29 protein-coding genes and 1 pseudogene are annotated in these 26,626 nt (G+C 47.8%); 16 read left to right on the top strand and 14 right to left on the bottom strand.

Annotated features, from left to right (window positions below; translation table 11 throughout):
• The 5 genes from QUA71_RS25825 to QUA71_RS25805 form a co-directional block, all read right to left on the bottom strand.
• The coding region (locus tag QUA71_RS25825) for a hypothetical protein (RefSeq protein ID WP_333289459.1) at positions 1 to 195 on the bottom strand (195 nt) is incomplete at its 3' end.
• Positions 196 to 291: 96 nt separating this feature from the next.
• Positions 292 to 696 carry a hypothetical protein gene (locus QUA71_RS25820; RefSeq protein WP_333289457.1) on the bottom strand — a complete coding sequence of 135 codons (405 nt, stop codon included), beginning with the start codon at positions 694 to 696 and terminating at the stop codon, positions 292 to 294.
• An 85-nt stretch (positions 697 to 781) separates the two neighbouring features.
• Complete coding sequence (locus tag QUA71_RS25815) at positions 782 to 991, bottom strand: hypothetical protein (protein WP_333289455.1); 210 nt, start codon at positions 989 to 991, stop codon at positions 782 to 784.
• On the bottom strand, positions 984 to 1,499 hold the full coding sequence (locus QUA71_RS25810; RefSeq protein ID WP_333289453.1) for a hypothetical protein: 516 nt from the start codon (positions 1,497 to 1,499) through the stop codon (positions 984 to 986). Before QUA71_RS25810 ends, QUA71_RS25815 begins: the two co-directional genes overlap by 8 nt.
• Before the next feature lie 47 nt (positions 1,500 to 1,546).
• On the bottom strand, positions 1,547 to 1,858 hold the full coding sequence (locus QUA71_RS25805) for a hypothetical protein (RefSeq protein WP_333289452.1): 312 nt from the start codon (positions 1,856 to 1,858) through the stop codon (positions 1,547 to 1,549).
• A gap of 240 nt (positions 1,859 to 2,098) precedes the next feature.
• On the opposite strand from QUA71_RS25805, the gene QUA71_RS25800 reads away from it, so the two are divergent.
• From QUA71_RS25800 to QUA71_RS25785, 4 genes are all read left to right on the top strand, one after another.
• Positions 2,099 to 2,692, top strand: coding sequence for a hypothetical protein (locus tag QUA71_RS25800; protein WP_333289450.1), 594 nt, complete (start codon positions 2,099 to 2,101; stop codon positions 2,690 to 2,692).
• A gap of 226 nt (positions 2,693 to 2,918) precedes the next feature.
• Positions 2,919 to 3,647 (top strand): hypothetical protein, encoded by a 729-nt coding sequence (locus QUA71_RS25795; protein ID WP_333289448.1) that lies wholly within the window; start codon positions 2,919 to 2,921, stop codon positions 3,645 to 3,647.
• Positions 3,648 to 3,717: 70 nt separating this feature from the next.
• Positions 3,718 to 4,044, top strand: a complete 327-nt coding sequence (locus QUA71_RS25790) for a hypothetical protein (protein ID WP_333289446.1) — start codon at positions 3,718 to 3,720, stop codon at positions 4,042 to 4,044.
• Positions 4,045 to 4,129: 85 nt separating this feature from the next.
• Positions 4,130 to 5,119 (top strand): tyrosine-type recombinase/integrase, encoded by a 990-nt coding sequence (locus QUA71_RS25785; protein WP_333289445.1) that lies wholly within the window; start codon positions 4,130 to 4,132, stop codon positions 5,117 to 5,119.
• A 376-nt stretch (positions 5,120 to 5,495) separates the two neighbouring features.
• Here the strand turns inward: QUA71_RS25785 and QUA71_RS25780 are convergent, their stop codons facing one another.
• From QUA71_RS25780 to QUA71_RS29385, 9 genes and pseudogenes are all read right to left on the bottom strand, one after another.
• Complete coding sequence (locus QUA71_RS25780; RefSeq protein ID WP_333289443.1) at positions 5,496 to 6,047, bottom strand: hypothetical protein; 552 nt, start codon at positions 6,045 to 6,047, stop codon at positions 5,496 to 5,498.
• Entirely contained in the window at positions 6,040 to 6,852 is an 813-nt protein-coding gene (locus QUA71_RS25775; RefSeq protein WP_333289441.1) for a hypothetical protein, read from the bottom strand. The genes QUA71_RS25780 and QUA71_RS25775 overlap by 8 nt, the downstream gene beginning before the upstream one ends.
• Before the next feature lie 4 nt (positions 6,853 to 6,856).
• On the bottom strand, positions 6,857 to 7,678 hold the full coding sequence (locus QUA71_RS25770) for a TIGR04255 family protein (RefSeq protein WP_333289439.1): 822 nt from the start codon (positions 7,676 to 7,678) through the stop codon (positions 6,857 to 6,859).
• 834 nt (positions 7,679 to 8,512) lie between these two features.
• Positions 8,513 to 11,671 (bottom strand): type I restriction endonuclease subunit R, encoded by a 3,159-nt coding sequence (locus QUA71_RS25765; RefSeq protein ID WP_333289437.1) that lies wholly within the window; start codon positions 11,669 to 11,671, stop codon positions 8,513 to 8,515.
• A gap of 23 nt (positions 11,672 to 11,694) precedes the next feature.
• Positions 11,695 to 14,049, bottom strand: coding sequence for an N-6 DNA methylase (locus QUA71_RS25760; RefSeq protein ID WP_333289435.1), 2,355 nt, complete (start codon positions 14,047 to 14,049; stop codon positions 11,695 to 11,697).
• Between the two features lie 646 nt (positions 14,050 to 14,695).
• Positions 14,696 to 14,959, bottom strand: a complete 264-nt coding sequence (locus QUA71_RS25755) for a hypothetical protein (protein WP_333289433.1) — start codon at positions 14,957 to 14,959, stop codon at positions 14,696 to 14,698.
• Complete coding sequence (locus QUA71_RS25750) at positions 14,938 to 18,549, bottom strand: plasmid replication protein, CyRepA1 family (RefSeq protein ID WP_333289431.1); 3,612 nt, start codon at positions 18,547 to 18,549, stop codon at positions 14,938 to 14,940. The genes QUA71_RS25755 and QUA71_RS25750 overlap by 22 nt, the downstream gene beginning before the upstream one ends.
• 208 nt (positions 18,550 to 18,757) lie before the next feature.
• A complete protein-coding gene (locus QUA71_RS25745; RefSeq protein WP_333289430.1) occupies positions 18,758 to 18,937 on the bottom strand; it encodes a hypothetical protein in 180 nt (59 codons plus the stop codon).
• A gap of 478 nt (positions 18,938 to 19,415) precedes the next feature.
• Positions 19,416 to 19,613 (bottom strand): annotated as a pseudogene (locus QUA71_RS29385) (DNA-directed RNA polymerase subunit alpha C-terminal domain-containing protein); the annotation flags it as partial.
• A gap of 429 nt (positions 19,614 to 20,042) precedes the next feature.
• Here QUA71_RS29385 and QUA71_RS25735 point away from each other — a divergent pair.
• The 12 genes from QUA71_RS25735 to QUA71_RS25680 all read left to right on the top strand — a co-directional run bounded on the left by QUA71_RS25735 (position 20,043) and on the right by QUA71_RS25680 (position 26,438).
• The gene (locus tag QUA71_RS25735) at positions 20,043 to 20,660 is read left to right on the top strand and encodes a hypothetical protein (protein ID WP_333289426.1); all 618 of its coding nucleotides are present in this window, start codon (positions 20,043 to 20,045) and stop codon (positions 20,658 to 20,660) included.
• Complete coding sequence (locus tag QUA71_RS25730; protein ID WP_333289424.1) at positions 20,660 to 20,836, top strand: hypothetical protein; 177 nt, start codon at positions 20,660 to 20,662, stop codon at positions 20,834 to 20,836. The genes QUA71_RS25735 and QUA71_RS25730 overlap by 1 nt, the downstream gene beginning before the upstream one ends.
• 2 nt (positions 20,837 to 20,838) lie before the next feature.
• A complete protein-coding gene (locus QUA71_RS25725; protein ID WP_333289422.1) occupies positions 20,839 to 21,042 on the top strand; it encodes a hypothetical protein in 204 nt (67 codons plus the stop codon).
• 3 nt (positions 21,043 to 21,045) lie between these two features.
• Positions 21,046 to 21,261: a hypothetical protein gene (locus QUA71_RS25720; protein WP_333289420.1), complete on the top strand. Its 216-nt coding sequence runs from the start codon at positions 21,046 to 21,048 to the stop codon at positions 21,259 to 21,261.
• Complete coding sequence (locus QUA71_RS25715; protein ID WP_333289418.1) at positions 21,261 to 21,479, top strand: hypothetical protein; 219 nt, start codon at positions 21,261 to 21,263, stop codon at positions 21,477 to 21,479. Before QUA71_RS25720 ends, QUA71_RS25715 begins: the two co-directional genes overlap by 1 nt.
• A gap of 13 nt (positions 21,480 to 21,492) precedes the next feature.
• Entirely contained in the window at positions 21,493 to 21,783 is a 291-nt protein-coding gene (locus tag QUA71_RS25710; protein WP_333289417.1) for a hypothetical protein, read from the top strand.
• Positions 21,784 to 21,849: 66 nt separating this feature from the next.
• Positions 21,850 to 22,575, top strand: coding sequence for a hypothetical protein (locus tag QUA71_RS25705; protein ID WP_333289415.1), 726 nt, complete (start codon positions 21,850 to 21,852; stop codon positions 22,573 to 22,575).
• Positions 22,576 to 22,589: 14 nt separating this feature from the next.
• A complete protein-coding gene (locus tag QUA71_RS25700) occupies positions 22,590 to 23,129 on the top strand; it encodes a hypothetical protein (RefSeq protein ID WP_190739260.1) in 540 nt (179 codons plus the stop codon).
• Positions 23,129 to 25,231, top strand: a complete 2,103-nt coding sequence (locus QUA71_RS25695) for a hypothetical protein (RefSeq protein WP_333289412.1) — start codon at positions 23,129 to 23,131, stop codon at positions 25,229 to 25,231. The genes QUA71_RS25700 and QUA71_RS25695 overlap by 1 nt, the downstream gene beginning before the upstream one ends.
• Entirely contained in the window at positions 25,221 to 25,355 is a 135-nt protein-coding gene (locus QUA71_RS25690; protein ID WP_333078826.1) for a hypothetical protein, read from the top strand. The genes QUA71_RS25695 and QUA71_RS25690 overlap by 11 nt, the downstream gene beginning before the upstream one ends.
• A 306-nt stretch (positions 25,356 to 25,661) precedes the next feature.
• Positions 25,662 to 26,102 carry a hypothetical protein gene (locus QUA71_RS25685; protein WP_333289410.1) on the top strand — a complete coding sequence of 147 codons (441 nt, stop codon included), beginning with the start codon at positions 25,662 to 25,664 and terminating at the stop codon, positions 26,100 to 26,102.
• Between the two features lie 87 nt (positions 26,103 to 26,189).
• Positions 26,190 to 26,438 carry a hypothetical protein gene (locus QUA71_RS25680; RefSeq protein ID WP_333049008.1) on the top strand — a complete coding sequence of 83 codons (249 nt, stop codon included), beginning with the start codon at positions 26,190 to 26,192 and terminating at the stop codon, positions 26,436 to 26,438.
• Positions 26,439 to 26,626 lie beyond the last annotated feature (188 nt).

The following is a 26,626-nucleotide window of genomic DNA, read 5'->3' as shown; positions in this document are numbered from 1 at the left end:
AGCTCGAATAAAAAAGAAGCCTCCGGGAATCTCCGGGGGCTTCTTTTTTGGAATGTGTCGCCGCTGCTGAAACGACTTGTCTATTGTACCGATCGCCCAAGCTCCAGAGCCGTTATACTGCGGTAATTGGGGCAAAGACTCATTGCCAATTACCAATTGCAAATTACCCATCGTGTAGAAAAAGCCCTCTGACATTTCGGTCGGAGGGTTTTTTGTTTGGGGCGATCGGGCGTTGGAATTCCCCGCTGCATATCACATATATTGTCCGCATTGCGCGGTTTTATACGAACTTTACAAATTTTTCCTGTCACCCCTACCAAGTACAGCGTCTGTGGGACGAGGGCTAGGGCCTCCGCAAGCGGCTAGAATCTTTTGTAAAGCAGGGGTGAGAACCAATTCAGCAGGCGACACCGCTAACCACTTGCAAATAGCCAAAAAATCCTCAAAGTGGATAAAAGCTGGCATTGGCCGATTCTCGATGTGGGCTGTTTCCGCCCTATAGACGGCTACAAGAGGTACTCCAATCTCTCTTTTCACATCGTTGTACCCGCGTCTTCCTCGCTTCTCACTGACCAACCTCCCCAATTTCTTCGTATCAAAATCACTTGGATTGAGATAGGGGTATTGTGACTCATAGCTTGTGCCTCCGAGTACAGCGTCATAGGGGCGGGGCTGTGGTTGTCGCTGTTCGTTCATTTTTCTGTTTTTTAGATCTAGTAAAGCCCCGAAGCGAACCGGGGCGGTAGCTTCCTAATTTCCTGGGATGTAGCTCAGGACTCTTCTATTCTCCCCGCTCTTCCCGCTGGATTTCAGCATAGTTTCGCATCTCTTCCCGCTCCTCTCCTTCGAGGTCGGTGATATTCTCAAAAGTGTGATTGCAGGCCGCGCACCGATAATTGGTAAATTCCTCCAAGGTTTCACGGTGGCTTACGGAAACCACGGTCAGCTCGGTGCTGCCACAGTTCGGGCATTCAATCGGTTTATCATTCATTGCCGTCTCCCTCAATAATTTCTAAAATTTTCTCAACATCTGCGAGCGATGCGGTGGATTTTTTACCCAAAGCTTTTCTTAAATCTTTGAGCACGTCGGCCGCTTCTGGTAAATCTTTGTTGGCAGTGGCTGATTTCTGTTGCAGTTCAGCCACAGATTCCAGCTCGTCTAGTCGATTTTGCTTCTCTGCCAGCCGTCGGGACTGTGATTCATCCCGATATTCAAGGGTTTTGATTTTTTCTTCGAGCTTCTGCCTCTCTTCCCTGCTTTTGATGGAGAGTAAGCGGTTGCGCTCCTCTAATTCCTCAATCTTTGCATAGAGCTGATGCTGTGGCTGTGGCTGTGGATTTTGTTTCAGTTCTGCGACTTGCGCTTCAACCTTCTCCCGTTCTTCACGTTCTTCTCTAAGGCGGGATTGTAATAGTGCTACCACCTTGCGCTGGTTGTCGATCGTCGTAGAACTCGATTCTAAAAGCTGATCGTAGTCCTGGTGATTCTCTGTCGGCATCGAGTCTAATTGCTGCCTGAGCGGTTCGTCATCGGTGCGATCGGCGCTCAGGCTGCGTACTCCCCCAAGATTTCAGCCTTTAATTCTGCTTTGAATTCTGCCATACGCTGTTCCAAGCTGTCTAACAACTCTTGTCTTACGTCGGACGGCTGTTGTCTGGCTCCTGCGACTGCGGGTGCGGGTAAGACGATCGAGCCATCATTTAGCGCCGCGATGCCCGCCCGCATAATGTCCATCAAAGCCTTAGAGCGATCGCAGCCGTGATCATTATGTGCCGACGGATAACGCTCTTTCCCTAGATTGTCGATCGCCTCCAACACTTCATCTGGACAGCGAAAAGTTAACGATGTTGACGCCATTGTCTTACCTCAATCAAACGTGTATGACGCCATTGTATAACACCAGTCGCTATTTGTATGACGTATAAGTAAAATCTGTCATACGCTTGTTTGTCATACACCCTGCTTATGTCTAACAAATTAGTCTTACAAACGCTTGACAAGTGTCTAACAAATTGATAGTATGTAAGACATAAGGGTAAGACAAACCCAGACGCCACATTGCTACAACTACCACTACACAACACATAGGACGCCACAATGATTAACGTACTCGCCGCCAAATTCAACCAAGTTGACGCTTCGATCGCCGATACTCAGTATCAAATCACCGCGCTCCAAACCAAACTAAGTGAGCTCCAAGACTACCGCCAACAATTGCTTTCAGTCGAGCAGGCTTGCGAATCGGCATTGAGTCAAGTCAATACAGCGTTGATGATGTTGCACCACGTTGACCCCAGCCAAATCGACACATTTAAGACAGCGGTTGACGCCCAATTTGGGGTAGTAGGGGTCGGCATTCTAGAATCAGCCACAGTCGCACCCGCTGAACCGACTACGCCGGAGCCGATTGCCCCAACAGCACCGTCCGCACCGGCCGCGCCAGATGTTGAGCCAGCAATTGATGTCGAAGTCACGACCGCCACAGATACACCCGCCACCGACGAGCCGATCGAGCCAGCAACTAAAGCCACACCCCCGGACATCGAGGGAATGCTCAATAAAATGACTATCCAGTCTATCCGCAAGTTAGCTGCGAGCAAAGGAGCCGACGGGAAAGGGACGCGGGCAAGCATCGCAGCGAGGTTAAAGAAAATCGTCACAGAGTCCGATATCTGGGATGCGACAGCCTAACCCAGATTAACAACTAAGCCAAGTGTAAGACCCTAAGCTCACACGGTCTTACGCTTGCCTTACGTCTATCTTACTTTGTCTAACAGTTTGTCTTACTACTCTTGACATACGTCTTACTATTTGACATATTGTAAGACATAAAGGTAAGACAACCTTACCCAAAAACAAAGCCACTGCCTAAAGTTTGGACGCCGAAGGCAGTGGCTAGCCCACTAAGGACATAGCCATGAATTTAACACAACCTGCTACAGCCACGACGATCGACGATTCCGCCCCCGCATCTTTCACCTGTGCTGATTGCCCTTTTGCTCGCTTGATTGAAGATAACCGCTACTGCTGCACTGTCAGCCAAACCGCCTCTGATGTAAAGCGCGGACACTGGGAAGCCACAGTATCTTGCCACGAGGCGATCGCCGCAGCCGAAGCCGAAAAAGTCACCGCCGAAGTCGAAGCGCCGATCGCGCAAACCGACACAACCGAACAAACTTCGATCGAACCTGCAACACCTTCAACACCTTCAACACCTGCACCCGTCACATCGCCCGCACCAACCGCAGCAGTCGCACTAGCCGCCATCGGCACTAACGACGAGCCGCCGAATCGTGGCGACAACGGACGCGGGCGAGTTCAGCCAGTCGCACCCAAAAAGTTGATGCTGTCTCTGGTTTCCGTTAAGCGCATCAGTTCTGATATTCCGGCCTGTAACTTTGACTCGAACGAATTGGAAATTGCAGGGGAACTCAGTCTGTCGATCGGCGGCTTCGTCATCCCTCCGGTGCTGGTGCGAGACAGTAGCGGGTACAAGGTTATCAGCGGTCATCTTCAGTATCACGCGGCAGTGCTGGCAAAGCAGCTAAATCCGAAGGCCGGCGAAAACATCCCGGCGATCGTGCTTGAATCTGAAAATCAAGCGACAGCCTCAGCCATGCTCAAGATGTTGAAGTTCGCGGCCTAGATGCCGTAGCCCCATCCAAAAAAGGACGGGGCCCCTTTTTGTCCTAGTGTTATCGCAAAGAACTAAGCCCATGAACAACAGCAACGACGACCTCGAATCCCTTATCCGCTCTGCTAGTCCTGTTGGCCACAGAAGCGAATTGATTCCTGTCACCATTACTCCTGAGATGGCCAGAGGATACCTCTCTTTTGGACTGGAACAGGAACGGGAGATTGATCAGGCTGTGACTGAAGATTATGCCCAGACGATGCGAGATGGTGAGTGGAAAGCTGGCTCGATACTGATTTTCTCGGAAAATTACAAAATCATTGATGGCTATTACCGATTAGCAGCAGTTGCCCAGTCAGGAGTGCCAGTGGAATTTTATCTGGTCAGGGGAGTGCCTAGCAATCTCTAATCCCAGTTACCCCATCCACACAAAAATGGACGGGGCCCCTTTTTGTCCTAGTGTTATCGGAAATATCTCTTATCAATACCGTAAAATGAGTAAAATTGAACTTTCAACAGCCCGCCTTGAAGCTTCCCTAAATGCCAAAATTGATCGGCATTTTGATACCTTAGACACCGACCCCGACGTGCTCAAACAACTTTTAGCTGACAAGCGATCGGAAAATACCCGCCGTGCCTACGAGAAGGATGTTAATGATTTTCTGAAAACTATGACGGGAAAGTCCGCTTGCCCTGATAGCGTTTTGGAATTCTTGCACTTGGAGGAGCGGCAGGCCGTGTCGGTGGTGTTGAAGTACAAAGCCAAGCTGATCGACAAGGGACTCAAGGAAGCGACGGTCAATCGGCGGCTGGCTGCCATTAAGTCGCTGGTTGAAATGGGCAGAAAACTGGGAGTCTGTCACTACAGTCTGGGGGACATTAAGGGCGAGAAAGTTGCAAAATACCGCGACACAACCGGAGTTGATGCAGGGACTTTTGAGCAGGTGTTGGGGCAGTGCGATCGGGCGACTCTGGCTGGCAAGCGAGATTACGCTCTGCTTAGACTGCTTTGGGGCAATGCTCTGAGACGAAATGAGGTTAGTCAGTTGAGCGTTCGTGACTTTGACCCAGTGACTCGGACTTTGCGGATTCTGGGGAAGGGGCGCGGTACTCAGTCGGAAACCGTGGATTTGGGGGTGGCAACTGTCCAGGCGATCGCTGATTGGTTGGAAGTTAGACCAGGTGTCGCGGACGGCCCGCTGTTCACCGCGCTTGACTTTGCTCATTCAGGACATCGCTTAACAGGTGATGGTATCCGCAAGATTGTTGTCCGCCACAGCGAAAATGCTGGTATCAAAAAACAGATGTCTCCTCACCGCATCCGACATAGTGCAATTACGGCGGCGCTTGATGCCACCGACGGTAATGTCCGCAAGGTTCAAAAACTCAGCAGGCATCGGAAGCTCGATACTTTAATGATCTATGATGACAACCGGGGGCGTGACCAGCAAGACGTTACCGAAATGCTTGATGGGATGTTTTGAATGTTTTTACAGGCTTGTATCAGTAATTCGTTAATTAGAGCTTGTTTTTGCCTGTCATCAAGTCGAAGAGTTGGCGACGTTTGACCTTTGTCTGTCTGTGGGGTTGAGTTTTGAGGTGGTGGCGATGACGGGGCAACGGCTGAAGGGGAAGGAACCGGAATTTACAAATTCGGTTCCGCTAGGGCGATTTATGTTGTGCTGGGGTTCAAAAAAGCGATAGTTTAAACTGGTAGAGTTTGATAATACACAACCAACTTGAGTGGAAAACCAGAAATAAAGGGGAGCAAGACCCTTTATTTCTAGAATTTTTAAAATTCTCTAACTCTTGTGCAATCAGATGTTTAATAATGATTAGCTTTTACATTTAAAGAGATATCTATGACTCCTTAATGTGGGAATAATTCTTAGATGCTAGTTCTGCTAACTTGGAACGCAAATCCTTACGAAGAAGCTTCTTTTGGCTTTTAGTTAATTCATTAGTGACTGAATCCTCCTCAAGCCCTGTAATACCAGCATGACCCTCAGCACCAGGGCGAGGGTCTTTAACACTTTTATCTTTGACTTTACAGTAAATATAAACCCAAATAACATTTAATAGATTAGGATAAACGCATTGTCCAGAATTTGCTTGAATTTGGCGGATTTCATTAACTTTAAGACAGAGAACTAATTTCCGAGGCGAGTTTTCGGGAAGAAATTTGTAAGCTTGTTCAGGTGTTGTAAGATAGTCAACCCAAACGCTCAGGTGAGGTGGAACTGATTTTTTATCTTCTGTTGATAGATTAAAATCTTCTTCCAATTGAATCGCTAAGATATTGCCCTTTTCTGCAAAATCTTTAGGTGGTCGAGCAAGTCGAAGGACGCAGCAAACATCTGGGACTGGGGCTAAATTAGCTCCAGCCGATTTTATTTTAAAGAACTCACTCAATAAAGAGCGAACCTTTATCCAAGATATCAGTCGAAAAACCCTGTTCAAGCGTAGTATCTTCTCCCCAAACCTCTCCAGTGTTTCTATTACGATAGAAAAATTCTATTTCACCAGTCCCAAAGATTTCGCACTCTAAGTAGTGTTCAGATTTTGACCATGTGTACATAAAATTATCTTTTGAACCTGGACAAGCATCTGGCACTTCTAAGCATAGCCCTTTGGTTTTTTCAAAAAGACTTTTGAGTTCTTCCCACACAGACCAGGATAAATTGAGAACTTTTTCTGTAAAGTTTGCATCTCTTTCCTCTCTTACCTCATTTTTTAGTGAATCAAGATAGAGTCGAAGCCTCTGGCATCGTTGTGGCTGATGATTTGTAGTCTCAATCTTTTTATGAACACGGGGTAAATTATTTGATAAATCACTTATCGGAGGCGATAAAAATCTACCGCGTCGTTCTTTAGGATCTGTTCTGAGCAAATTATTCTGATGTTCAATAGGTTGAATCAAATTGTACACAGCTATTTCGTAGCTGGGATTTCTGACTTTCTCCTCATCAATATCCTTAAGTTGGTTAGCATAAATTCTCGAACCAATGTCTACCTGTTTTGGAAGATAATCCAGATAATATTTACTACCTTCAGTATTTCCCGACTCAGCCGATCTCTGTGCTAGTGAACGAGTTGGTTTAACCATTCGGACAGGAGTAGCAGGATAGTTTTTTTTCTTATCACTGAGTAGGGTTGTTAAGAGAATTGTTTGCTCTTCTCGTTCTTGTTTTTTTAATGGAGATGTAATCATAGTCATGACTTTACCCTCTCCGCTTCCAAACAGTTGTCTGGATTTTCTCATCAGTTAAATCAGCAAATGTCTGCACAATCCATTCATGCGCCACATCAAACCAACTTTGCATTGAATCCAGAGAATTATAATTGCCAATTCCACGCACAGTTAATTCAAATAAAAGAGTTGGATGGTTGTTGAAAACTACATTTCTGATAGATATACGTAATCTGCCAAATTCTTCCGGCAAGTCAAAAGTTGTATCCCAATCAATACTTTGAGGTTTTGGAAGAAATCGATCTAGACCTGTTTGCCATTTAAAGTCAGGGAAAATTTTACCTATATCCTCAAGAGTTTCCCATGCTTCTCCTTGTGAAATTTGATTAACATAAGTTAGTTCATATTGATGTATCTGAAGTTTACCCAGATCAGCCTCTTCTATGAAGGAATTAAAGCAGTTTAAATGATCTTGAAACGCTTTAATAAGACTTCCATACCGGGGATACTCACTATTTAAACTAATTTTTCTCCAGTTATGAATCAATCGGTCACGTTGAATTTGGATAACCCTCGTTTCATCAGAACTAATGAACCATACTCTTGGCAAAGGAAAAATATTACTCAGTTCTAGCTGAGGTTCAATAATTGGATTATTGAAAACTTCCACCTTTGATGGTAATGGGGCAACGTCGTCACAAAACGGGTAGTCAGGTTGAAACCTCTGCCATAACAAGCCAATATGGGGACTAAGTAAAGCTTCGATAGAGTCAAACAGAACACTACAAACCACTTCGCTAACAGGTGGTTGGTCATAAGATGGCAATTGTCTGGTGTTCACGCTGACTGTCACGCTGTCTCCTTTAGTTACCCGAACAAACTACTCCATAGATTTATGCTCTACCATTCAGCCTAACTGAGAATGAACCTGATTACTCGATTATTTAAGAAAATTGACCCACACCTCGATATTTTTATCGATCATAAGCGTCTCCTTATCCAGGGGCAGGGCTATCAGTTTTTTCAGTTGAGGTTGTTCATGTTAGGCATCCGAATTTTAGCATATTAGGATTTTTGGTACTCCCTCATCTCCCCAAAACCCAGAAAACACCTTTGACACCACCCATCCACCCATAACGTTGGAACCTTAAACCTAGCTCCACAGTTGGGACACTCCGACAGCAACCGCAACTGATGCCGCTCACACCTCGTTGCCGTCTTAAACTGCGACTCAATCTTGTGGTAAGGCGAGTGGGCATAACACGCCCCACACAACCGAATCGGTTCTAACTTCATCCCTACTCTAGGAGGCGGTAACATTCCCTGTAACCCTTGGGTTGTACTCACTCATACTCAGTAGCTACCAGCTATCAGACAAAGATTCGAGATTATGGATTTTAGCGGGTGATCGGCGGTCAACTCTTCTCAACCGTGTCTAATCTGTGCGAGGTAATTGCAGGCGATCGATTCTTGCGCCACTTCCTATTCCTCTTGAGTCTGACCCCGGTCGCAACGCTGGACGCAACAGACGGGGATACGCGGAAGGTTCAGAAACTTAGCAGGCACAGGAAGCTAGACACCTTGATGATTTACGATGATAATCGGGGCCGCGACCAGCAAGACGTTACCGAAAGGCTTGATGGGATGTTTTGAATGTTCTTACAGGCTTGTATCAGAAATTCGTTAATTAGGAACGATTTGTCTCTACTTCAAACTCGGTGAAAACCTTTGCCTGCTCTAACACCAACTCGATCGCAAGAGCTTGCATATCGGGCGGATAGCCGTATTCTCTCAATAGACGTTTGACCATCACCTTCATTCGGGCTCGGACGCTTTCTTTGAGATTCCAGTCGATAGAAGCGTTTTTGCGTACCCGTGCTACCAGGACGATCGCCAATTCTCGCAGTTGGTCTTGTCCCATCACGTCCCGCGCACTCAGGTTTTGAGCCAGGGCATCATAAAAGGCGAGTTCATAGGGTTCTAACCCCAACTCTTCACCCCGTTGTTTGGCGGCTTGAACATTCTTGGAGATGTTGATCAGTTCTTGGATCACATCCGTGACGCTAATTACTTGGTTTTGATAGCGTCGCAAGGCATCTTCAAGCATTTCGGTAAGCTGGCGACTTTGGACAATGTTGGTGCGGCGTTGAGCTTTAATTTCATCGCGCAACAGTTTTTTGAGCAATTCCACCGCCAGGTTTTGATGCTCCATGCCTTCGACTTCGGCGAGGAATTCATCCGAGATGATAGAGAGGTCTGGGCTCTTAATACCTGCTTCATCAAAGATGTTGATAACGGTATCAGAGACAAGGGCTTGATCTACTACTTGCCGGATGGCTGTTTCGATTTCGGTATTGCTGAGACTGCCGTCTGTGGGTTCTAGTTTGCGGAGACTGGCTTGGATGGCTTGAAAGAAGGAAATTTTTTCGGACTCGGCGATCGCTTCTGGACGGTGAGCAGTGAGGGCATAGATTCTTGAGAGAGCAGTCACAGCATCGAGAAAGCGGTCTTTGATTTGTGGGTCGGCAACATAGTTAGTCGCAGCTTTGAGAATGTTGAGTTTGTCCCCCGTACCAGCAGTGAAGTAAAACTGATAGTTAAACGCTCTCATGATATCTTCGACCACTTCCAGCTTGGTTAGCAGTAGCCCGATCGCCACTTGTTGATCGAGGGTAAGGTCGCCTTTGCCGCCACTTTGGGAATAGAAGGAGAGGGCATTTTTGAGTTCTTGGGCAACGCCCAAATAATCAACAATCAAGCCGCCTTGCTTCTCAAAGTAAACGCGGTTGATACGAGCGATCGCCTGCATCAGGTTGTGCCCCTTCATCGGCTTGTCGATATACATAGTATGAAGGCAAGGAGCATCAAACCCGGTCAGCCACATATCGCAAACGATGACGAGTTCGAGGTCATTGGTGGCGTCTTTGAGCCGTTGCGCTAAGACTTGGCGATTTTTCTTGTTGGTGTGGTGTTTGACGAGGTTGCCTTCGTCGGAAGCACTGGCGGTCATAACAACTTTGATTTTGCCGCTGTTGAGGTCGTCGCTGTGCCAGTCGGGGCGGAGTTTGATGATGGTGTCGTAGAGGTTAGCAGCTACCTTCCGGCTGAGGGTAACGATCATGCCTTTGCCACGATTGGCAGTTTGGCGGATTTCAAAGTGAGTAATAATGTCGTTGGCAATATTCTTTAAGCGTTGGGTGGAACCGACGATCGCCTCGATTGTGGTCTGCTTGGCTTTAGCCTGCTGGGTCGTGCTGAGGTCTTCAAAACTGAGGTCTTCGTCGAGTTCGTTGAGCAGTTCCCGCCCTTTATCGTCCAGGTCTACTTTGACCAAGCGGCTTTCGTAGTAAATGGGGACGGTGGCATTATCTTTAACGGCCTGGGCGATATCGTAGATGTCAATGTAGCTGCCAAAGATTTCGCGGGTGTTCTTGTCACTCTGTTCAACGGGAGTGCCCGTGAAGCCGACGAAGGTAGCGTTGGGCAGGGCATCGCGGATGTATTTGGCGAAGCCGTAGCGGGTCTGTTTGCCGACGACGTTGCCTTGTTCGTCTTTGATGTTGACCTGTTTGGCTTTGAATCCGTATTGGCTGCGGTGGGCTTCATCGGCTAGAACGACAATGTTGGTGCGATCGCTAATTTTGGGATAAATCGTTTCGTTGTCTTGGGGAGAGAATTTCTGCACGGTGGTAAAGATAATGCCACCAGAATTGACGTTGAGCAGTTCCTGCACGGCATCGCGATCGCTGGCTTGTTGAGGGGATTGGCGCAGCAGTTGTCGGCACCCGGCGAAGGTGTCGAAGAGTTGCTCGTCCAGGTCGTTGCGATCTGTCAGGATAACGATGGTGGGGTTATTCAGCGTCAGGACGAGTTTGCCACTAAGGAAAACCATTGAGAGAGATTTGCCACTGCCTTGGGTATGCCACAGCACACCTCCGCGATGGTTGGTTTTAGTAGCGGCAATGACGCTCTCGACGGCTTTATTGACGGCGTAATACTGGTGGTAGGCAGCCAGCTTTTTGATGGTTTGCAGGGTAACGACTTCGGTCTTGGGGTTTACAGTCTTAATTTCTTCAAAGACGGTAAAGTGGCGAACTAGGTCGAGCAGGGTGTCTTTGTTGAGCATCCCCTGAGTGAGGATTTCCAGTTCGTTGGTGTTGGGGTCGTTGTCGATGTCGCCGTTGGGGAGTTTCCGTTTCCATTGGCTGAAACGGCTATAAGAAGCGGAAAGGGAGCCAGCACGGGCGGAGGTGCCATCGGAGATTACCAGCAGGGCATTATAGGTAAAGAGGCTGGGAATTTCGCGTTTGTAAGTTTGCAGTTGGTTAAAGGCAGTTTGCAGGTTGGCTTTGGCGTCGGCGGCATTTTTGAGTTCGATTACCACCAGGGGCAGGCCGTTGATAAAGAGGATGATGTCGGGGCGGCGATCGTGGTTGTCTTCGATGACGGTGAACTGATTTACCGCGAGGAATTCGTTATTTTCGGGAGTTTCCCAATCAATCAGCCAGAGTTTTTCGCCTTTGGTTTCGCCGTTTTTGGTGTATTCAACCGTAATGCCTTCGGTGAGGTAGCCGTGGAAGGTTTCGTTATTGTTGATTAGGTCGGGGCTGGCAATGTTTTGCACTGTCCGTTGGGCTTCGTGGCGGTCGTCAGGAGGAATGTGGGGGTTGATGCGTGCTAGGGCTTGGGTCAGGCGGTCTTTGAGCAGCACATCACCAAAGCTCTGGCGTTCGGGTGCGGCTCCTTCGGGTTCAAGAATTTTGCCGTGTTTGTAGCCATAGCCCAAAACATCGAGCAGTTCGAGGTTGTAAGCTTCGATCTGATCTTCGGTGGTGAATTTGCTCATAAGACCGGGGGAGGTGGTGGGTTTTATTCGGTAATACGAAGTTTGTCGCTCATCAGTTTGGGTAGAAGCACATCAGGGGTTGTGGTCAAGGTTTCGATTTGTTCATGGTTAATCATAATTTTGTCGAATATGGATGTTGCTAAGCTATGCCAAAGTTCCATTACCTTTTCTTCTGGAATGGACACCTCCTGGCTTTCCATTAATTCCTTTGTAATGTGGGTAAAGATAGAACCTGTACCCTGACCTTGCACTCGCTCAGAAACTTTCTTTAGATGGATGTATAGATAATATTTAAAAGCTGGATTGAAGCATTTTAACTTCCAAATGTGGTAATGATAAATGCTCTTTACTCCACGCCAAATATAAGGCCCAAAGGTTGCTGACCAAGCATAAATTAAGTCACCTTTGCTAATATATTTATCCTTATCCAACGTCAAATCTGAATAGACAGTTTGCCCTCTGCCTGTCAAGTTCTGAATTCTAACGATAGGTGTGCCTTCTTCTCTAAACTCAGTTTGTTTGTAAGCTCGACCGTTGATGACTTCCGTTATATCTCGAAACTTTCCAACACGCCAGCCCGTGGGGATTTTGCCAGAATCGGATTGTATCATCTCCCCACCCGATGACTTGTAGGGCTTCCCATCTTCATTGGGAAACTCGAAATCGACAAACCAATGTTTGAATAGGCTTTGGGCGATATACTCCAGTACCTCAGATGATGAAAAATCTACTTCACTCCAATCTAGAGAGGGATAAACAAAATGAAGTCGCTCTCTGATTTCTTGATCTAATTTTCTTGCTTGCTGTGTCTGCTTTTGAAGAGACTGGTTGAGATCAATCATTATTTCCTCAAAGGAAATCTTAGATTCCACCTCATCAGGAATGCCTACATAGCGCCCTGGCGTTAAGACAAAATTGTGCTTCTCAATCTCCGCTAGCGTTGCCGACTTGCAAAACCCCTTGATGTTTTGATAGTTGCCACCGTCCCGCTTCCATTCGTGGTATGTACCCGCGATCTTCTCGATGTCACCCTCCTTTAATGCCCGATTGCGACGGGTGACCATATAACCCAACTCCGACGCATCAATAAACAACACCTCTCCCTTGTGATCGCGGTTCTTGTTGCCGTTCTTATGTCTACTCAAAAACCACAGGCAAGCTGGAATTCCTGTGTTGTAAAACAACTGCGTCGGTAACATCACAATGCAATCCACCAAATCAGATCGCACTAACTGCTGTCGAATTTCCCCTTCACCGCTCGTATTAGACGACAGCGACCCATTTGACAACACAAACCCCGCCGCTCCCGTTGGAGCCAAGTGATAAAGGAAATGCTGCACCCAGGCAAAGTTGGCATTGCCCACGGGCGGCGATCCATATTTCCAGCGCCCATCATTACGAAGGGGGTGCCCCCCGTCATTTTTCTCGTCTATCCGGCCAACCCAGTCACTATCGTTAAATGGTGGGTTGGCGATCACGAAATCTGCCTTTAAATCTGGGTGAGCATCCTTAAGAAACGACCCCTCTGTATTCCAACGAATATTTGAGCCATCAATTCCCCGAATTGCCAGGTTCATCCGACACAGCTTGTAGGTCGTCTCATTGCTCTCCTGCCCATAAATAGAAATATCATCCAGGCGTCCCTGATGCGCTTTCACAAACTTCTCACTCTGGACAAACATCCCCCCTGACCCACAGCAAGGGTCAAATACACGCCCCTTGTAAGGTTCGAGCATCTCTACTAACACCCGCACCACACTTTCTGGTGTATAGAATTGTCCCCCCTTCTTCCCTTCTGCCAGAGCAAACTGCCCCAAAAAATATTCATACACCTGCCCCAGCAAATCTGCCTGTCGAGACGGAGCTACCCTTGGCTCCAGCTCCAAAATTAACTGCCCGTCCGACTCCGCCTTTACCGTCGCCAAGTTGACGCTGCCGATATTGTCAATCAATCCTCCCAAAGCGATCGGGTCAAGCTTTTGTTGACCATAGACCTTCGGCAAAATCCCCTTGAGGAGTTTGGGGTTTTCCCGCTCGATCGCCTCCATCGCCTCATCGACTATCTGCCCAATCGTCGGCTGCTTCGCCTGTGCCTGCAACGCCGACCACCGCGCCTCAGCAGGTACGAAAAACACATTCTCCGCTTTGTACTCATCCGGGTCTTCTGGGTCGGCCCCTGCGTAGTCGCCCTCGCCCGCAATCAACTTCTCGTGTAATTGCTCAAAGGAATCGGAAATGTACTTAAGGAAAACCAATCCCAAGACAATGTGCTTATACTCTGCTGCGTCAATGTTCTTTCGTAGCTTGTCCGCCGCCTTCCATAGCTTCTGCTCTAGGCTTTCCTTATTCTGGGCGTTGGTTGTCTTGTCTTTGGGCATAGAAGTCTTTAATAGTCCAAAGTGTATTTTACCTGACGGCGTGACCAGCCCGTCAAAAGGTGGGTTGCAGGGTGAGCAGCCCTGTTCGCAAGTTTCTGCACAATTGCTACTCAAACCTCTCTCACTGCTCTGTTTCAGGTTTAGGTTCCTGCCGTTTTGCTTGGGTATTAAAAAATATTAGAAAATATCAATAAATATCATTAATTATCCCTAAGCGCGGTTCGGCGGGCGATCAGGAGCATCAGTAAAGCCCAGTAAAGCCAAGTAAAGCGAAGTAAAGCCCCCACTAAAGCCCCAAGTAAAGCCCCCACTAAAGCCCCAAGAAAAGCCACTGAAGTTTACTTAAATTGAATTAAATAAACTCGATCGCCTCCTCGATGCGCTTGGCAAACTCGCGGGCGAGGGGCGAGTGAACTCCCCAAGGGTGTCATTAAAAATGACACCCTTTGCGAGGCTTCCCCCCGAATACCGTCATTTAAAATGATAGTATTCCGCTCATCATCATCCAGCCGATGGCGTCAGTAATACTGACATCACCCAATCGCCTCGATGCCAATTACAAAGGTATTACTGATTTGGTAACACCTGGGGGAGTTCGATCACCTCAATGTCAAAGGGTGTCGGCATTATCGACACCCTTTGGGGCTTAACCTCTTCCGGCTCGAACCGGAAGACCCAACAACCAATCGAACTCCGCCAATTCCGCCACCCCAACAATTGCCAAAACATCGGCGACTGTGATGCTGCCAGCGTCGATCGCGTCTTCCAAATTTCCATCAATGGCTGAAGCAACGGCCGATGACTGGTAGTCGATCGCCTCATAGATACGGCGGCCAAACTCGCGGGCGAGCGGCGAGCGGGTGCAGGGTGAGGTTGCCAGTTGTAGGATTAGCAGATCGGCGCTTCCCATCTCAAGTCCTCTGGGTAGGCTCGAATTATTGCCGTCCCCGCGTCAACCATCGACTTAACCTCTAATCGGTAGTAGTCAGAGACAAACCCCAGTACGCGGCATTTAATCCACTCTGCCTTAACCTGATACCACGCCCAAACTTTCTCGGCTGTCGAGCCGCTCCCCCCGTCCTGTTCCTTGGGAGTTTCTACGGTTGGGTCTGTCGTCACAGTAGATGTTTTATCTATATCTATAGTCTGCGGTGTGACAAACTCCGTTTTAACCTCCAAATCGCTAGAACCCTGAGTATGAGTCGATTTAGCTTGTACTGTGACATCGACCTCAACTGCTGCGACTCCTTGCTGCTGTTGTTGGAATTCAAATAACGCTAATTCATCGCGCTGCTGCCAAGCTTCAAAAATCTTCGATCGCAAACCTTCAGGCTCCTTAATTCTGTTGCCAGCGCTATCAAAGCAATTTGCAGAAGCGACGCCACTAAACTTGTAAAATCTCACCCTATCTTCGCCGATGCGACGCTGTTCGCTTGTGGACTTGCGACCTAGTTGAGCGACAAAGCTTGCCACAACTCCGATCGGATTCTTCGCCACCTTCTCTTGAGTGACTTTGATGCCTGTCAGGAGTTTAATGTTTGGTGCAAATTTCAGAGCTTTGCTCGCAAACTCAAGAATTTCTGGCGACTTGTTGTGCCATTCTTTTGTCGGGTCGCAAAACTGGAAAGTATTGAGGGCTTCGTGAATTTTTAGCTTGCCCGTGATCTGCCGGACATCTTGCAGGCAGAGTTGCCCGTCGCCACTCCTTATCTGGGATTCGATACTTTTGCGATCGCGCATCCAAACAAAATCTGGGTTGTGAGTCAGCAGGTAATGAAGCTGGATTTTCCCGAACCACCTATCTTGATGAAGTTGCCGCAGTTCGGGCGTAACTTCTACTTTGTAAATTTCCTTCAGTCTGAATTTTTCCTCTTGATGCCGTTCTGTGTCGGTTTTCCCGCGCTTCTGTTCGAGCTTCTCGAATTCCTCGCGATCGATGTCGTCTGCCTCTGCCACGGCGACAGCTTCCTCAACTTGACTGAGAATTCTAATATTCTTAATTTCCCCGGCGGTTTCGCGGTCATCGTCTCCGCAATCTGTGAGGATGTGCCCTTCGGCGATTAAACCATCTCGCACAGCTTCCCGAAAGTCCCAAATTGACGAATTTATGCGGGCCGCGTATTTTGCCCAAAACCTCAAAACTACTGGGTTGTAGGCTTTGTCGAGGTCAAATTCAAAATCCCTAAGCAGTTGCAGGTTGTAGCGGCAGTCTTTTTCCTTGGAGGCAACTACAGCCTTGTAATTTGATTCCCCGTTGCCAATCTTCCCCACTGCCTGCTGCCGACACCAGACAAACCTCGGCACGGGTTCCCGTACCCGTGCCAGAGACTGACGAGCCTCGTTGCCAGGAGTTGCACCCTGATAAATGCCAAACACTGCGGTAAAATGCCCCCGCAAGTTAACAGACACCCCAGTTGCCAGCGACGGCGAACAAATGACGATATCGTAGAGTGCCGCTAGGGAGTCCTTAAATTTTTCTTCTTTAGAACCTTGGATTTTCTCAGCGCATTGGTAAGCAGGATGCTCAGGGTCGGCGACAGTTTCCGCATCTATTCTGAGGATTTTTTTTCCAGGGCAGCGCGATCGGTAATATTTTTCTAAATTCTTACTGCCGTATTTGCTTTTAGTTTTCTGAGAATCAGTGCTAATCCAGATTTTGCCCCCATTCGTTACGTGATCGACTGAATCCTTGAGGAGTCCCGATGGATCGTCTTTAGTCCCACCCTTGACGTGTTGGGTATCATAGAACTTTATTTGCCACGGCTCAGACGGCTGCCAGTGATTCACGGCAATCCAAGGCGCGACATCAATCCCAGAGAGTTCGCGAACAAAATCAATGCTGTAATCACTTAAATCAGCATCTTGCGAGATAACTTGGCCGCCAGAAGTTAGCACGGTTTGTAGTAAAAGCTTGAGAGTTTCAAGGATTGCTTGCCTATTTTTCTGGCAAGTTTCCGAGTTGAGTACGTGCCAGAAGAGTTGCTCGGCCTCGTCAAAAATAACCAGCGCGCCTTCCCAAGCCAGCGGATCGAAAAATGCTTGAGATGTCGGGTGCAAGCTGTCGATGCAGAGTCCATACCCCAGAGCTTTGCCTTCGATTTTGCGATCGGCGTTCTTCTTCATGTCCTCAATGTAGGGAATCCCGATTTCTTTGCAAATTGCCCCTCCCAAAAAAATTCTGTGCGTGATGACTAAAACTTTGCGGTTTTCTGCTTGAGCTTTGGCCACTGGTTTTTTTAGCCCGTAGGTTTTCCCCGTATCTTTGGGCGAATTTATGAAGATAGCCCCTGAGTCTGGGTAGGGGATGTCAAGACGACGCTGATTGCACTCCCAAGAGATCGGGTAAGTCAGCGCCCAAGCTTTCTCGCGGTTTTTTTGGCTGAACCCCTTTAAAGATTCTTTCTGAATCTCATCAATGTTTCTAGCGGCCGAAATTACCGCATCAACATCACCGCCGGCAACTGCAAAATCATCAACACCTTTATCTGGCCCCGGCAATTGTGCAATTTTGGCGATCGCATTTTTGAATAATTTTGCCGTAGTGCAGGCGGCCTTAAATTCTTGACTCTCTGAATAATCACCGGGGCGGTAGTCAAAAAGGATCGTGATTTCGCGTCCTGGTGTATCCAGAATTTGCAGCACTTCGCACAATTCTCGCGCGCGCGCTTTCCGGTACGTTGTGCCGTCGGGCTTGGTTACTTCTTCCCCGTACTCGGTAACTCTGTACCCGGTGTAAATACCAGGAAGCCCGATCGCCGCATACCCGCGAGAAATTAAGCAGCAAGCCTTCTTCTCTCCCTCTGTCACGACGATCGGACAATTGGTATCCTTGACCCATTTCCAAAATCCGATCGCTTCTCCATCCAATCCAATCACGGGAAATTCTGGCATCGGCAAGCCAGCTTTATCGGCTACCAGCTTCCAAACCCTGACGGTAACGCGAGCGAGGAATATTTCTAAGGGTTGCCCCTTGGGCTGGTGATACCTGCGAAGCTCCCACTCGCCTGTATTTTTATTTAGATCGAGTGCGATCGGCGCGCCGCCTAATTGCCGAAAGCGGTTATTCCCTATCCAGCCATACGCAGGAGGGCCCTCCGGTCGGAAAATTCCTTTTGATTTGATAATCCCGTGTCTGGCCGCTTTTGTGGCTCCGGCTAGATCGGATGGTATGTAAAAAGTTGAGCCAAGGAAATAGCCCTTGCTTCCATCACACCGGGCAATATTCCGAGCCGCTTCTATACTGCTGCCGCTGTTTTTGGTTTTGTCGCTGTCGGCGTACTGGTGTTCGTATACAGCGGTTCCGATCGTAGGCTCAAAATTCAGGGGGAAGAGGTCGGGGGCAACGCCCGACCTAACCACAACATCCTCGTAGCAGCGCCGATTTACATATTCTGCGTAATCTTTGCCAAACTTATCTAAACTTGTCAAGTCTTGGCTAAAGTTGTCTAAATCTGTCGAAGGTTGACTAAAGTTATCTGGATTTGGTACAATGGTGTCCATAGCTGGGTTCCGTAGAAGGGTTGACCAGCCACACCGATATAGAAGAGAGTTTATTGTCCGTTGTCTGGAATTTGCCCTAGGTATCAACACTTTATGTTGACAAAGGGGTTATTATTGAAGTTAAGAATTTATTTGAGCTTCTCTCGTCTTATCTGGCGGGCGTAGCTTTTTTTTGTCTTGAAATGATTGGAAATAATGCCTGCAATTCTTACACGGCAATAGTTTCGGCGTCTTGGAGATGCTTTTCTAGGTGCTTTATGTAAGTTTTGAGTGCTTGTTTTGTGAAGGTCGAACTAGAGGTTTCTAATTGCAAAGCTTTCCCTGTAATTAGTTGGTATTCCTCTTCATTCAAATAAACTGTTACTGCTCGCTTCCATCTTCGCGCCATCTTTTCTTCCTCATTTTAAGAGTTACGATAATAATACTGTAACAACATTCATTTGGATGAATGTTGGTTAAAAAAGGGCAATTGCGCTATATGTAGTGCCTTGACCTTACCTTGGTAAACTCCTTGCTGAGTCGATCGATGAGCCTTCCCCACCCTTCCCTAAAAAATTAGCTACCCGCGTAGATAAACGATGACATATATCAGCCGATCGCCCATTGAATTTTTCGAGTATAGGGTGTATTTTGGCAGCCTTATAATCCACAAAAAATACCAGAGAATTGGATCGAGAAACCAATAGGCATCGGCAATTTAGCGTATTTTACCACTTTACATAAAGTGGTATTTTTACTCCTACAAATAACCGTAAACGATCTATTTAATAGGTAGTCGATCGCCCCCAACTCCCCGCACCCCACACCGCCGATCGCCCACGCCCGCCAAAAAGTCGCAAGGGCGTAAAGGCGATGGTGGCAACCTCTCAGCCCGACGGAAGAGAAAAGCCCAATTTTTGCAAGCTAGCTACAATTTCATTGACCGTAACCTGACCCAAATGCTTTATATCGAGCAAGTCTTCTTGGGCATAATCCAATAAGTCTGCGACTGAGTTAATCTGAGCTCGCTTGAGACAGTCATAAGCCTGGACGGACAAATGTAAACGCTCGATCGGGATTTCGGCGGGGTTGGGTTCTGTGGGTGGATTTGTCATAGGGTTGACAAGCCTAGTTTCAGTTGGCGATTTAGGACTTCGCGGGGGTGCTGGCATATCTACAGAATTTTTCGCCAGCCATTCCTCAATAAGTGCAGCACTAACGTCTGACATATTCAGCCCCTTAAGAAAACAAGCTGTTTTAAACCTGTCCTTTGATTCAGGCGACAGATAGACCCGAATTGACATCTCTCCTTTTGCCACATTACCCCTTTTGCTGATGGACATATCCACCAGTTTATTTGAGCAACAAGGCATTAAGGCATAAAGCCATCAATTTATTCGAGAACAAGAGCCAAAAAGTATTAGTTGACTAATGCACCGATGCACTGATACACTAACACATATCGATAGAAATCGTTTTTATCGATAAATATCGTTTCTGAGACAGACTAAACTATGGAACCAGAAAGCCTTGCTGTAATTGACGTTGAAGTCGAGCCAATAGATAATCCTGAGCCAGAAAACGAGGAAACCTGGTACTCTGCGGTGCAAATTCAAGGGCTGCTGAAACTGAGCAAAGCCGGATTGCAGCAATCGATTTCCAAGCTTCAGAGCATCTACGGGCTGGATATTGCAACCTTACGCCGTGGCGCTGCACGGGCTACTCAATACTCTGAGCTTGCCCTGAAAGCTTGCAAATTGCTGAACGCAGGCAAACTCAGCGAATTGCGGAAATTAGTAGAAGCCGCCCCCGCCGCGCCATCTCCCTTGATCGCCGGAGGCCTTGCAATCTCCGAATATACCCCCGCGCTCGATCGACGGATCACCCAATTGAATCAGAATGCAAATTCTGCTTCGGCATCCTTGAATCAAAATGTGCAGCAGCTTCTAGCTCAAATTGCTTCCGAAAACGAGGCGGCGCAACAACGTGACTCCGATTTAAAACAAGCCAGAATCAACGCAGCCCAAAACCGAGGTGCTGCACAAGCATTAGAAATCTACCAGGCCGAACAAAAGGCACTGAATGAAGTGTTGGCACAGCTCCGCGCAAGACAGTTGGGAGGGGCTGAGTAATGGCTTTTTACAAAGTGAAAGTGCAGCGGGAATGCAAAACAACTAGAACCTTTAACGTTGTTGGAAACCGCCCACAGGAAGCTATACAGGCTGCTGCATTACAGTTGCGAGATGAAGGTGTAGCGGATGCTGTAGCGATTGCAGTAGTTGGTCAAATTAGTAGTTTGAGGGATTAAAAATGGTACGGATTATTAACGGTGTGGTGTTTGAAGACGGTAAACCCGGCAAACGGGTTATTAACACGAACGGTGGTAACTATGTCGAGAACATCAAAGGCGACTACATTGCTGGAACAGTCATCAATCACAAGTCACCAACTCCAGAACGCAAGGATTTATCGAAAGATGGCGACGCAGTTGACGTTAAGGCTGAGGAGGTTTAATTATTGAAAACCAAGAAAGCAAGCGAAATCGAGGAAGGCGACATAGTTAACTTCTGGCCAGGTTGGGGAACGGCAAACCAAACAGTTTCTAGGGTAGCCGAAGTGACCGACTGTCAAACAAAAGCAGAGCTAATCTTGATTGAAGTAGATGGCGAAACAGATGGCTTGAAGTGGCCACCAAACACAGAAATTCATGTAAACGAACAGGAGGCTAAGTAATGCTTGACGACGATGATAAGAACTTTGACAAAAATCTAACAAAGATAATGGTTGGGGGTGTGCTTATAGGGGGCGCTCTCGTTTTTGCAGTTGGGTACGACACGGGCTATCAATCGGGCGCAAAGCGAGTTCCCGAACCGACAATAATTCACGGCAATGTGACTATTAACAACAGCATTAATCTGAATTCAGATGATGCTGGAAGCGTTTCTAAATAGGAGGGATTGAGCAATGACCAAAGTTTTTGAAATTACGCCTGAATCCAATCCAGAAATCTGGGCAATGTTGCAGCCGCCTGTTACCGATGAGCCAGAGCGTCCGTGCATCAACTGCGATAACCTCGGATTCCCGGAGTGCCAATTTATGGCTGTTGGACTAAATTTGGCAACGGCGATCGAACTTTCGGAAAGCTGGCGGCGCGGGGAGTTGTTGCCCGTTATTGGTCATCCGGCGGGCGATCGAGTATCTGACAAGCTCAACCAAATGACAAATCAAAGCCAGCCGATCGCCCTAGAGAAGTAATCGGCCGGCCGCACAATCCTCCCTCCCTTAACAAAAAGGGGGGGACTCATCTAAGGAGATTTTACTATGGATTTTGGTCGCAATGACACTAGCAGCGTAGCAATAAGGAACCCAGCAGCAGGACACAGCCCGTATATTGATGAAAAAGCGGGAGATTGGGCCGACACAGAGGCTGACATTCTTTCATACTTGAGCGATGTTACGAAGCTTGAAGCGATGGCAGATAAAGCAGCCAATGCCGAACAGCTTGCCTTAGTTTTGGAGCCGTTTTTGGATAATGCGGAAACCTATCTGGAGGCGCTGGGGAAAATTGCCGACGGTCAGGTCACGTGGACAGAAATTAGGAAGAAATTCGGATCTAAAGTCGGAAATGCCATCGCTAAAATCCGCAAGCTCAATGCGGAATTCGGCTCGGAGATGGAGCAACTGGACGCAAAAGACCGGGCAACGATGCTCAAGATTGAAACCAAGCGTCAGCACGGGTTAGCCGAGATTGCTTCTGAGCTCACAGGCGACTTACAGGCTGAACTTTGGCGACACGAAAACAAGATGGAGGCCATCGCAAATCGGGGTGAGGTTGCAGAGAAGAGGCAAACAATTCAAGAATCACTTCGAGAACGCCGACAGAAGCTGCTCAGTCGAGCCACGGTCGGCTCGGACAAAGGAGTCCAGGACAAAGTACCAGTGACGATTGGATCTGCCAGCAACAACAGCGCCAGCGTGTCGGCAACTGGTTCGCCTAGAGGGTTTGGGGGCTGGTTCGCAGGTGTAATGAATCTCAACAACCGTTAAGCAAGAGGGGACTTATGCACGAATTCATCGGGTCAAGTCCCCTTTCCTTTGCGGGAGGGGGACAGCAACAGCAACAGCAACAGTACCAGCAACAACAAGTTACAGCACCAACAATTGAGCAACCGCAACCAGAGGAAACCAATGCTGAACGCCAGTACCGGGACGCTGCCAATCTTTGCGAAGTAGTTGCGCCCACACTGTTAGGTTCAGCCGTGGTTTTCGCATTCCATATCATGCAAGTCGCAGGCGGTTCAGTGGTTGCAATTGGTATCTACCAGATTTACTTAGCAGCCAAGATTACCGGGCAATCAAAGCATCGCTTACCTACTGCAATTGTTGGCGCTGGAGTGACGCTTGGCATGATTGCTACTCTTGCTGAGCCAGTTACTGAATTGCAGCAAGTAAGCGATGCAGAGCCACGCCTAGAGACAGGTATAAAAGAAATTCAGACGGTAAAAAAACCTGCTTCCAGTAACTTTGATTACTTGCCTTCAATTGCGCTTGTCCTCATCGTTTTTTGCTTAGTCTTCAAAGCCAAAGGAGTCAGCAAGTAATGACACCCTTGACCGAAAAACACGCTCAATTGCTTAAGTCAAACCGCGCTCTGTTGTTGACCTTTGAAAGACTCCCGATTGCTGGCAAGCTGTCGGCAGTTGCCTTGGCACTGATACTGGGAGTGTATAGCGGAATAACCGCAATCCAGGGGACGGCAAGCAATAGGGTGCAGCTCTGCATCCGCAATAAAAGTGCTTTGCAATGCGTTGACAAGGCAGGCAAACCGTACATAATGACCGAGTACCACGCAGAGAAGTGGAAGGCTAATCCCAACGTGGTTTTCCATAAGAAAATACCCGCCACAAATCCGCACAAAGCATTGTGGATGGCGCTTGCTGGATGCAGTTTTTGGGCTGCGGGTGCTGGCTTGAGAAGCCTACAAAACTCTGAGCGACAGCTTGCAAACTATGAGATTCTTGCAGAGAAGCGGGACTTGGCAAAAGGTCAACTGGCTGCTCGTACCGAATTGCTGGAAGATTACCGCACCATGAGGATTAAAGAAGTGCAGGCCGAGGGCGATGTGGAAGCCACTGCCAACGATTGCGCTGTGGTTCTCAAGCAGTGTGAAGTTTTGGGTGAAGCCGACATCCGCATTGCTCAAATGGAAGCTGAGGAAGCAGTTTTTGAGGCTGAAACTGCGGGTTTGCCAGAAGACAAAAAGCGAGAATATATTGCCTTTTTGCGGAACCAAAAAACTCCCTTTCAGTTTCAGTTGACCGGGACACAAACATTTGACGGTATCAACAACCCTGGCGACAAAGTAGAATCTGGTTCGGCACGAGTGATTGAGCCAAACTCTAGCCTTGAGATAGCTCGGCAAATAGCAGCCAAAGTTTTGAATTCGTTAGCGGGAATCAATACCTCAATCTTTCTAGCAGGCCCGACTCGCACCGGGAAAACCCGCACTCTACACAAGTGGCTGCGGGACACAAAGACGCGCTTTCCGCAGGCTGAAATCTACGTCATCGCCCAAAAATACGAAGATTTTCCCGGCGTTCCTCGCAGCCGAATTATGATATTTGACCCGCTACTCCCAGAGCAATCAATGGAGTTTCTGGATGAAGTATACGAGAAATTGCAGAGTCGAAAATCGAAGCCAGCGACCGAAGAAACATACCGCAATCGCCCAATTAAATTAATCCTCGAAGATTGGTTTGCGACTCACCAATGCCTGTCTCAAAAGAGAAATTCTGCTATCTGGGAAGACAAGGCTTCTAAGCTGGGAAGTATAGCCACCGTTGGGGGTCAGTATAATGTCGGGTACTTCATTTGTACTCAAACTTTCAACATCGCATCTAGTGGGGTTGCTGACTCAAATATTCGCCTTAACTTAGCGTTATTGGCGCAAGGTTTGGTACGCACTACAAGCGACGGCGAGGAACAAGGGTCTTATGGTGTAATTGAGCAAATGCTCAACAACTCAAATGTAATTGCCAGCAAGGAAACACGGGATAGACTAACAGCGGAATTGAGCTTGTTAATCCCTGACTCAATGACCGAGCAAACTCCAATTATCTTTTCCACAATTGGCAATCCAGTATTAGGTCTGATGCCCAAAATTGAATTGAGCGAAACATGGATTGATAATGCTTTTGACAGGTCATCTGAGGCGCACAAAAGCTCCCAAAAACCACAACTACCTGACGCCGAATACTGGGAGCGGATTTACGATTTGGAGTTCAATTTGGGCGATAAAAAGCCGTCTGACAGTCAGGACGATGACACCGAGTTGTCAGGAAATGAGGGTCAGTCAGGAGAGCTGGAAGCCTTGTCAGGAGAACTGGAAACCTTGTCAGATAAGGAGTCAGGCGAAACGACCCGGTTTATGTGGACTGTCCGACGGTTCGGGCAAATGTACCCTAACCTGCCTCCTGAGCAATTATTTCTGTCAGTGTCAGAGGCTGCTCGTTCCGGGCAAAAACCCAGAGATATTATTAGGTCAATCCTGAAATGTGGCGAGAAAAACGGCCACCCAACACGCAGCTATACACAGCACGGGAAAACGCTGCTCCGATGGCTGATTGAGAATTACGATGATGGGGAGATTTCGCAGTTACCAAAAATTCAAGAGTTTCTAAGGAGTAGCAACGATGCTCAGTAAGTTATTGCGGCTCGTGCCGGACTTTATTCTTGACCCAATTTATGACGCTATTTTTGCTGAGTTTGTGAGACGGGGAAACATCATCCTGGAAGAAGACGGCTGGAACAACGACGACAGAAACTAACCCGCCCCAACTCATTAGCACACAACTAACAAGAGAGCGAGCAAGCATGAAATTAAAGAAAGGCGAGCAAATTCACATCTCGAATTGGATAATGAAAAATCACAGCCAATCTCCGAATTCTGGCTTTGTATCAAGCAATAAAAAAGAGGAGCCAGAATCAAAGATTATTGAATATCCCGGTGCTTGGCTCGTGGTAGCTCCTGCGTCGGTAGCTTTCGATAATGAAGTGTGCAAATGCTGCCAACGCATATATAGATTCAATCATCTTGGCGCTCGTGCTCAGTGTGAATGCCGAGGGGAAGAGCAATGAATACTTACTTAATTTCGGTGCGACTGACTTGGGCGGATGCCTTCTTCAACACCCACAACCCAAAGTCGATCGAACTCAGAAAAGGAAGCTTTGGAGCTTGCCTAAAACCGGGCGATAGGATTGCAATCTATGCCACCTGGCCCAGTGCGGAAGTAATAGGAATAGTGAGATTTGTGAAGCGTGAATCACTGGCGATCGATCGGCTGTGGCGGGCATCGGAGCAAGGCAAACTGGCAAGAGTATCGCGCCAACAGTTTGATACTTACTATGCCCAACAGGAATCAGGAGTTGGTCTTTGGGTTGGTGGGGCCGAACTCTTACCAAGTCCGATCGCCCTTCCCAAACTTCGGCAGAGCTGGGGCCCTCGCTGGCAGCCACCGCAGCAGATTCAGCAATTAACCGACGATCAGATGGCAGCACTGAACGTCGATCGCTAAACATCGCCAACATAACCGAGCGCGACGCGCGACTGTGTTAAGTGCGATTTGACTGAAACGAACTAACAACTAATAGGAGAAAAAAAGATGATAGGAGATAAAAGCTTTTACGATGTCTGTACGAAAATGTGGGGGGCAAACCTAGAAAAAGCACCAGAGGAGTACAAGCAAGAATTGCTAAGCGAATTAACAAGCCTGTACGAAGTAGGTGGCTGTTTTGAGGATGAAGGTTTCATCTCTTCGTCCTGCAATGAGGAAAAATTCACCATCAAGCCGATGAACTGGTTTCGGTCAAGAATTGAGTGTGAAGCTTTAATCGAATTCTGCAAGAGCTAAACCACTGAACATCGCCCACTGAACATCGGCAAGCTAACCGAGCGCTACCTTGTCACAGATGAACCGAGCCGGACTGTGTTATCGGTGATTTGATTGAAACAAACAGACATTAGCTCGAATAAAAAAGAAGCCTCCGGGAATCTCCGGGGGCTTCTTTTTTGGAATGTGTCGCCGCTGCTGAAACGACT

Source organism: Microcoleus sp. MON1_C5 (assembly GCF_036701875.1).
Lineage (GTDB): Bacteria > Cyanobacteriota > Cyanobacteriia > Cyanobacteriales > Microcoleaceae > Microcoleus.
This window is presented reverse-complemented; position numbering and strand designations above follow the sequence as displayed.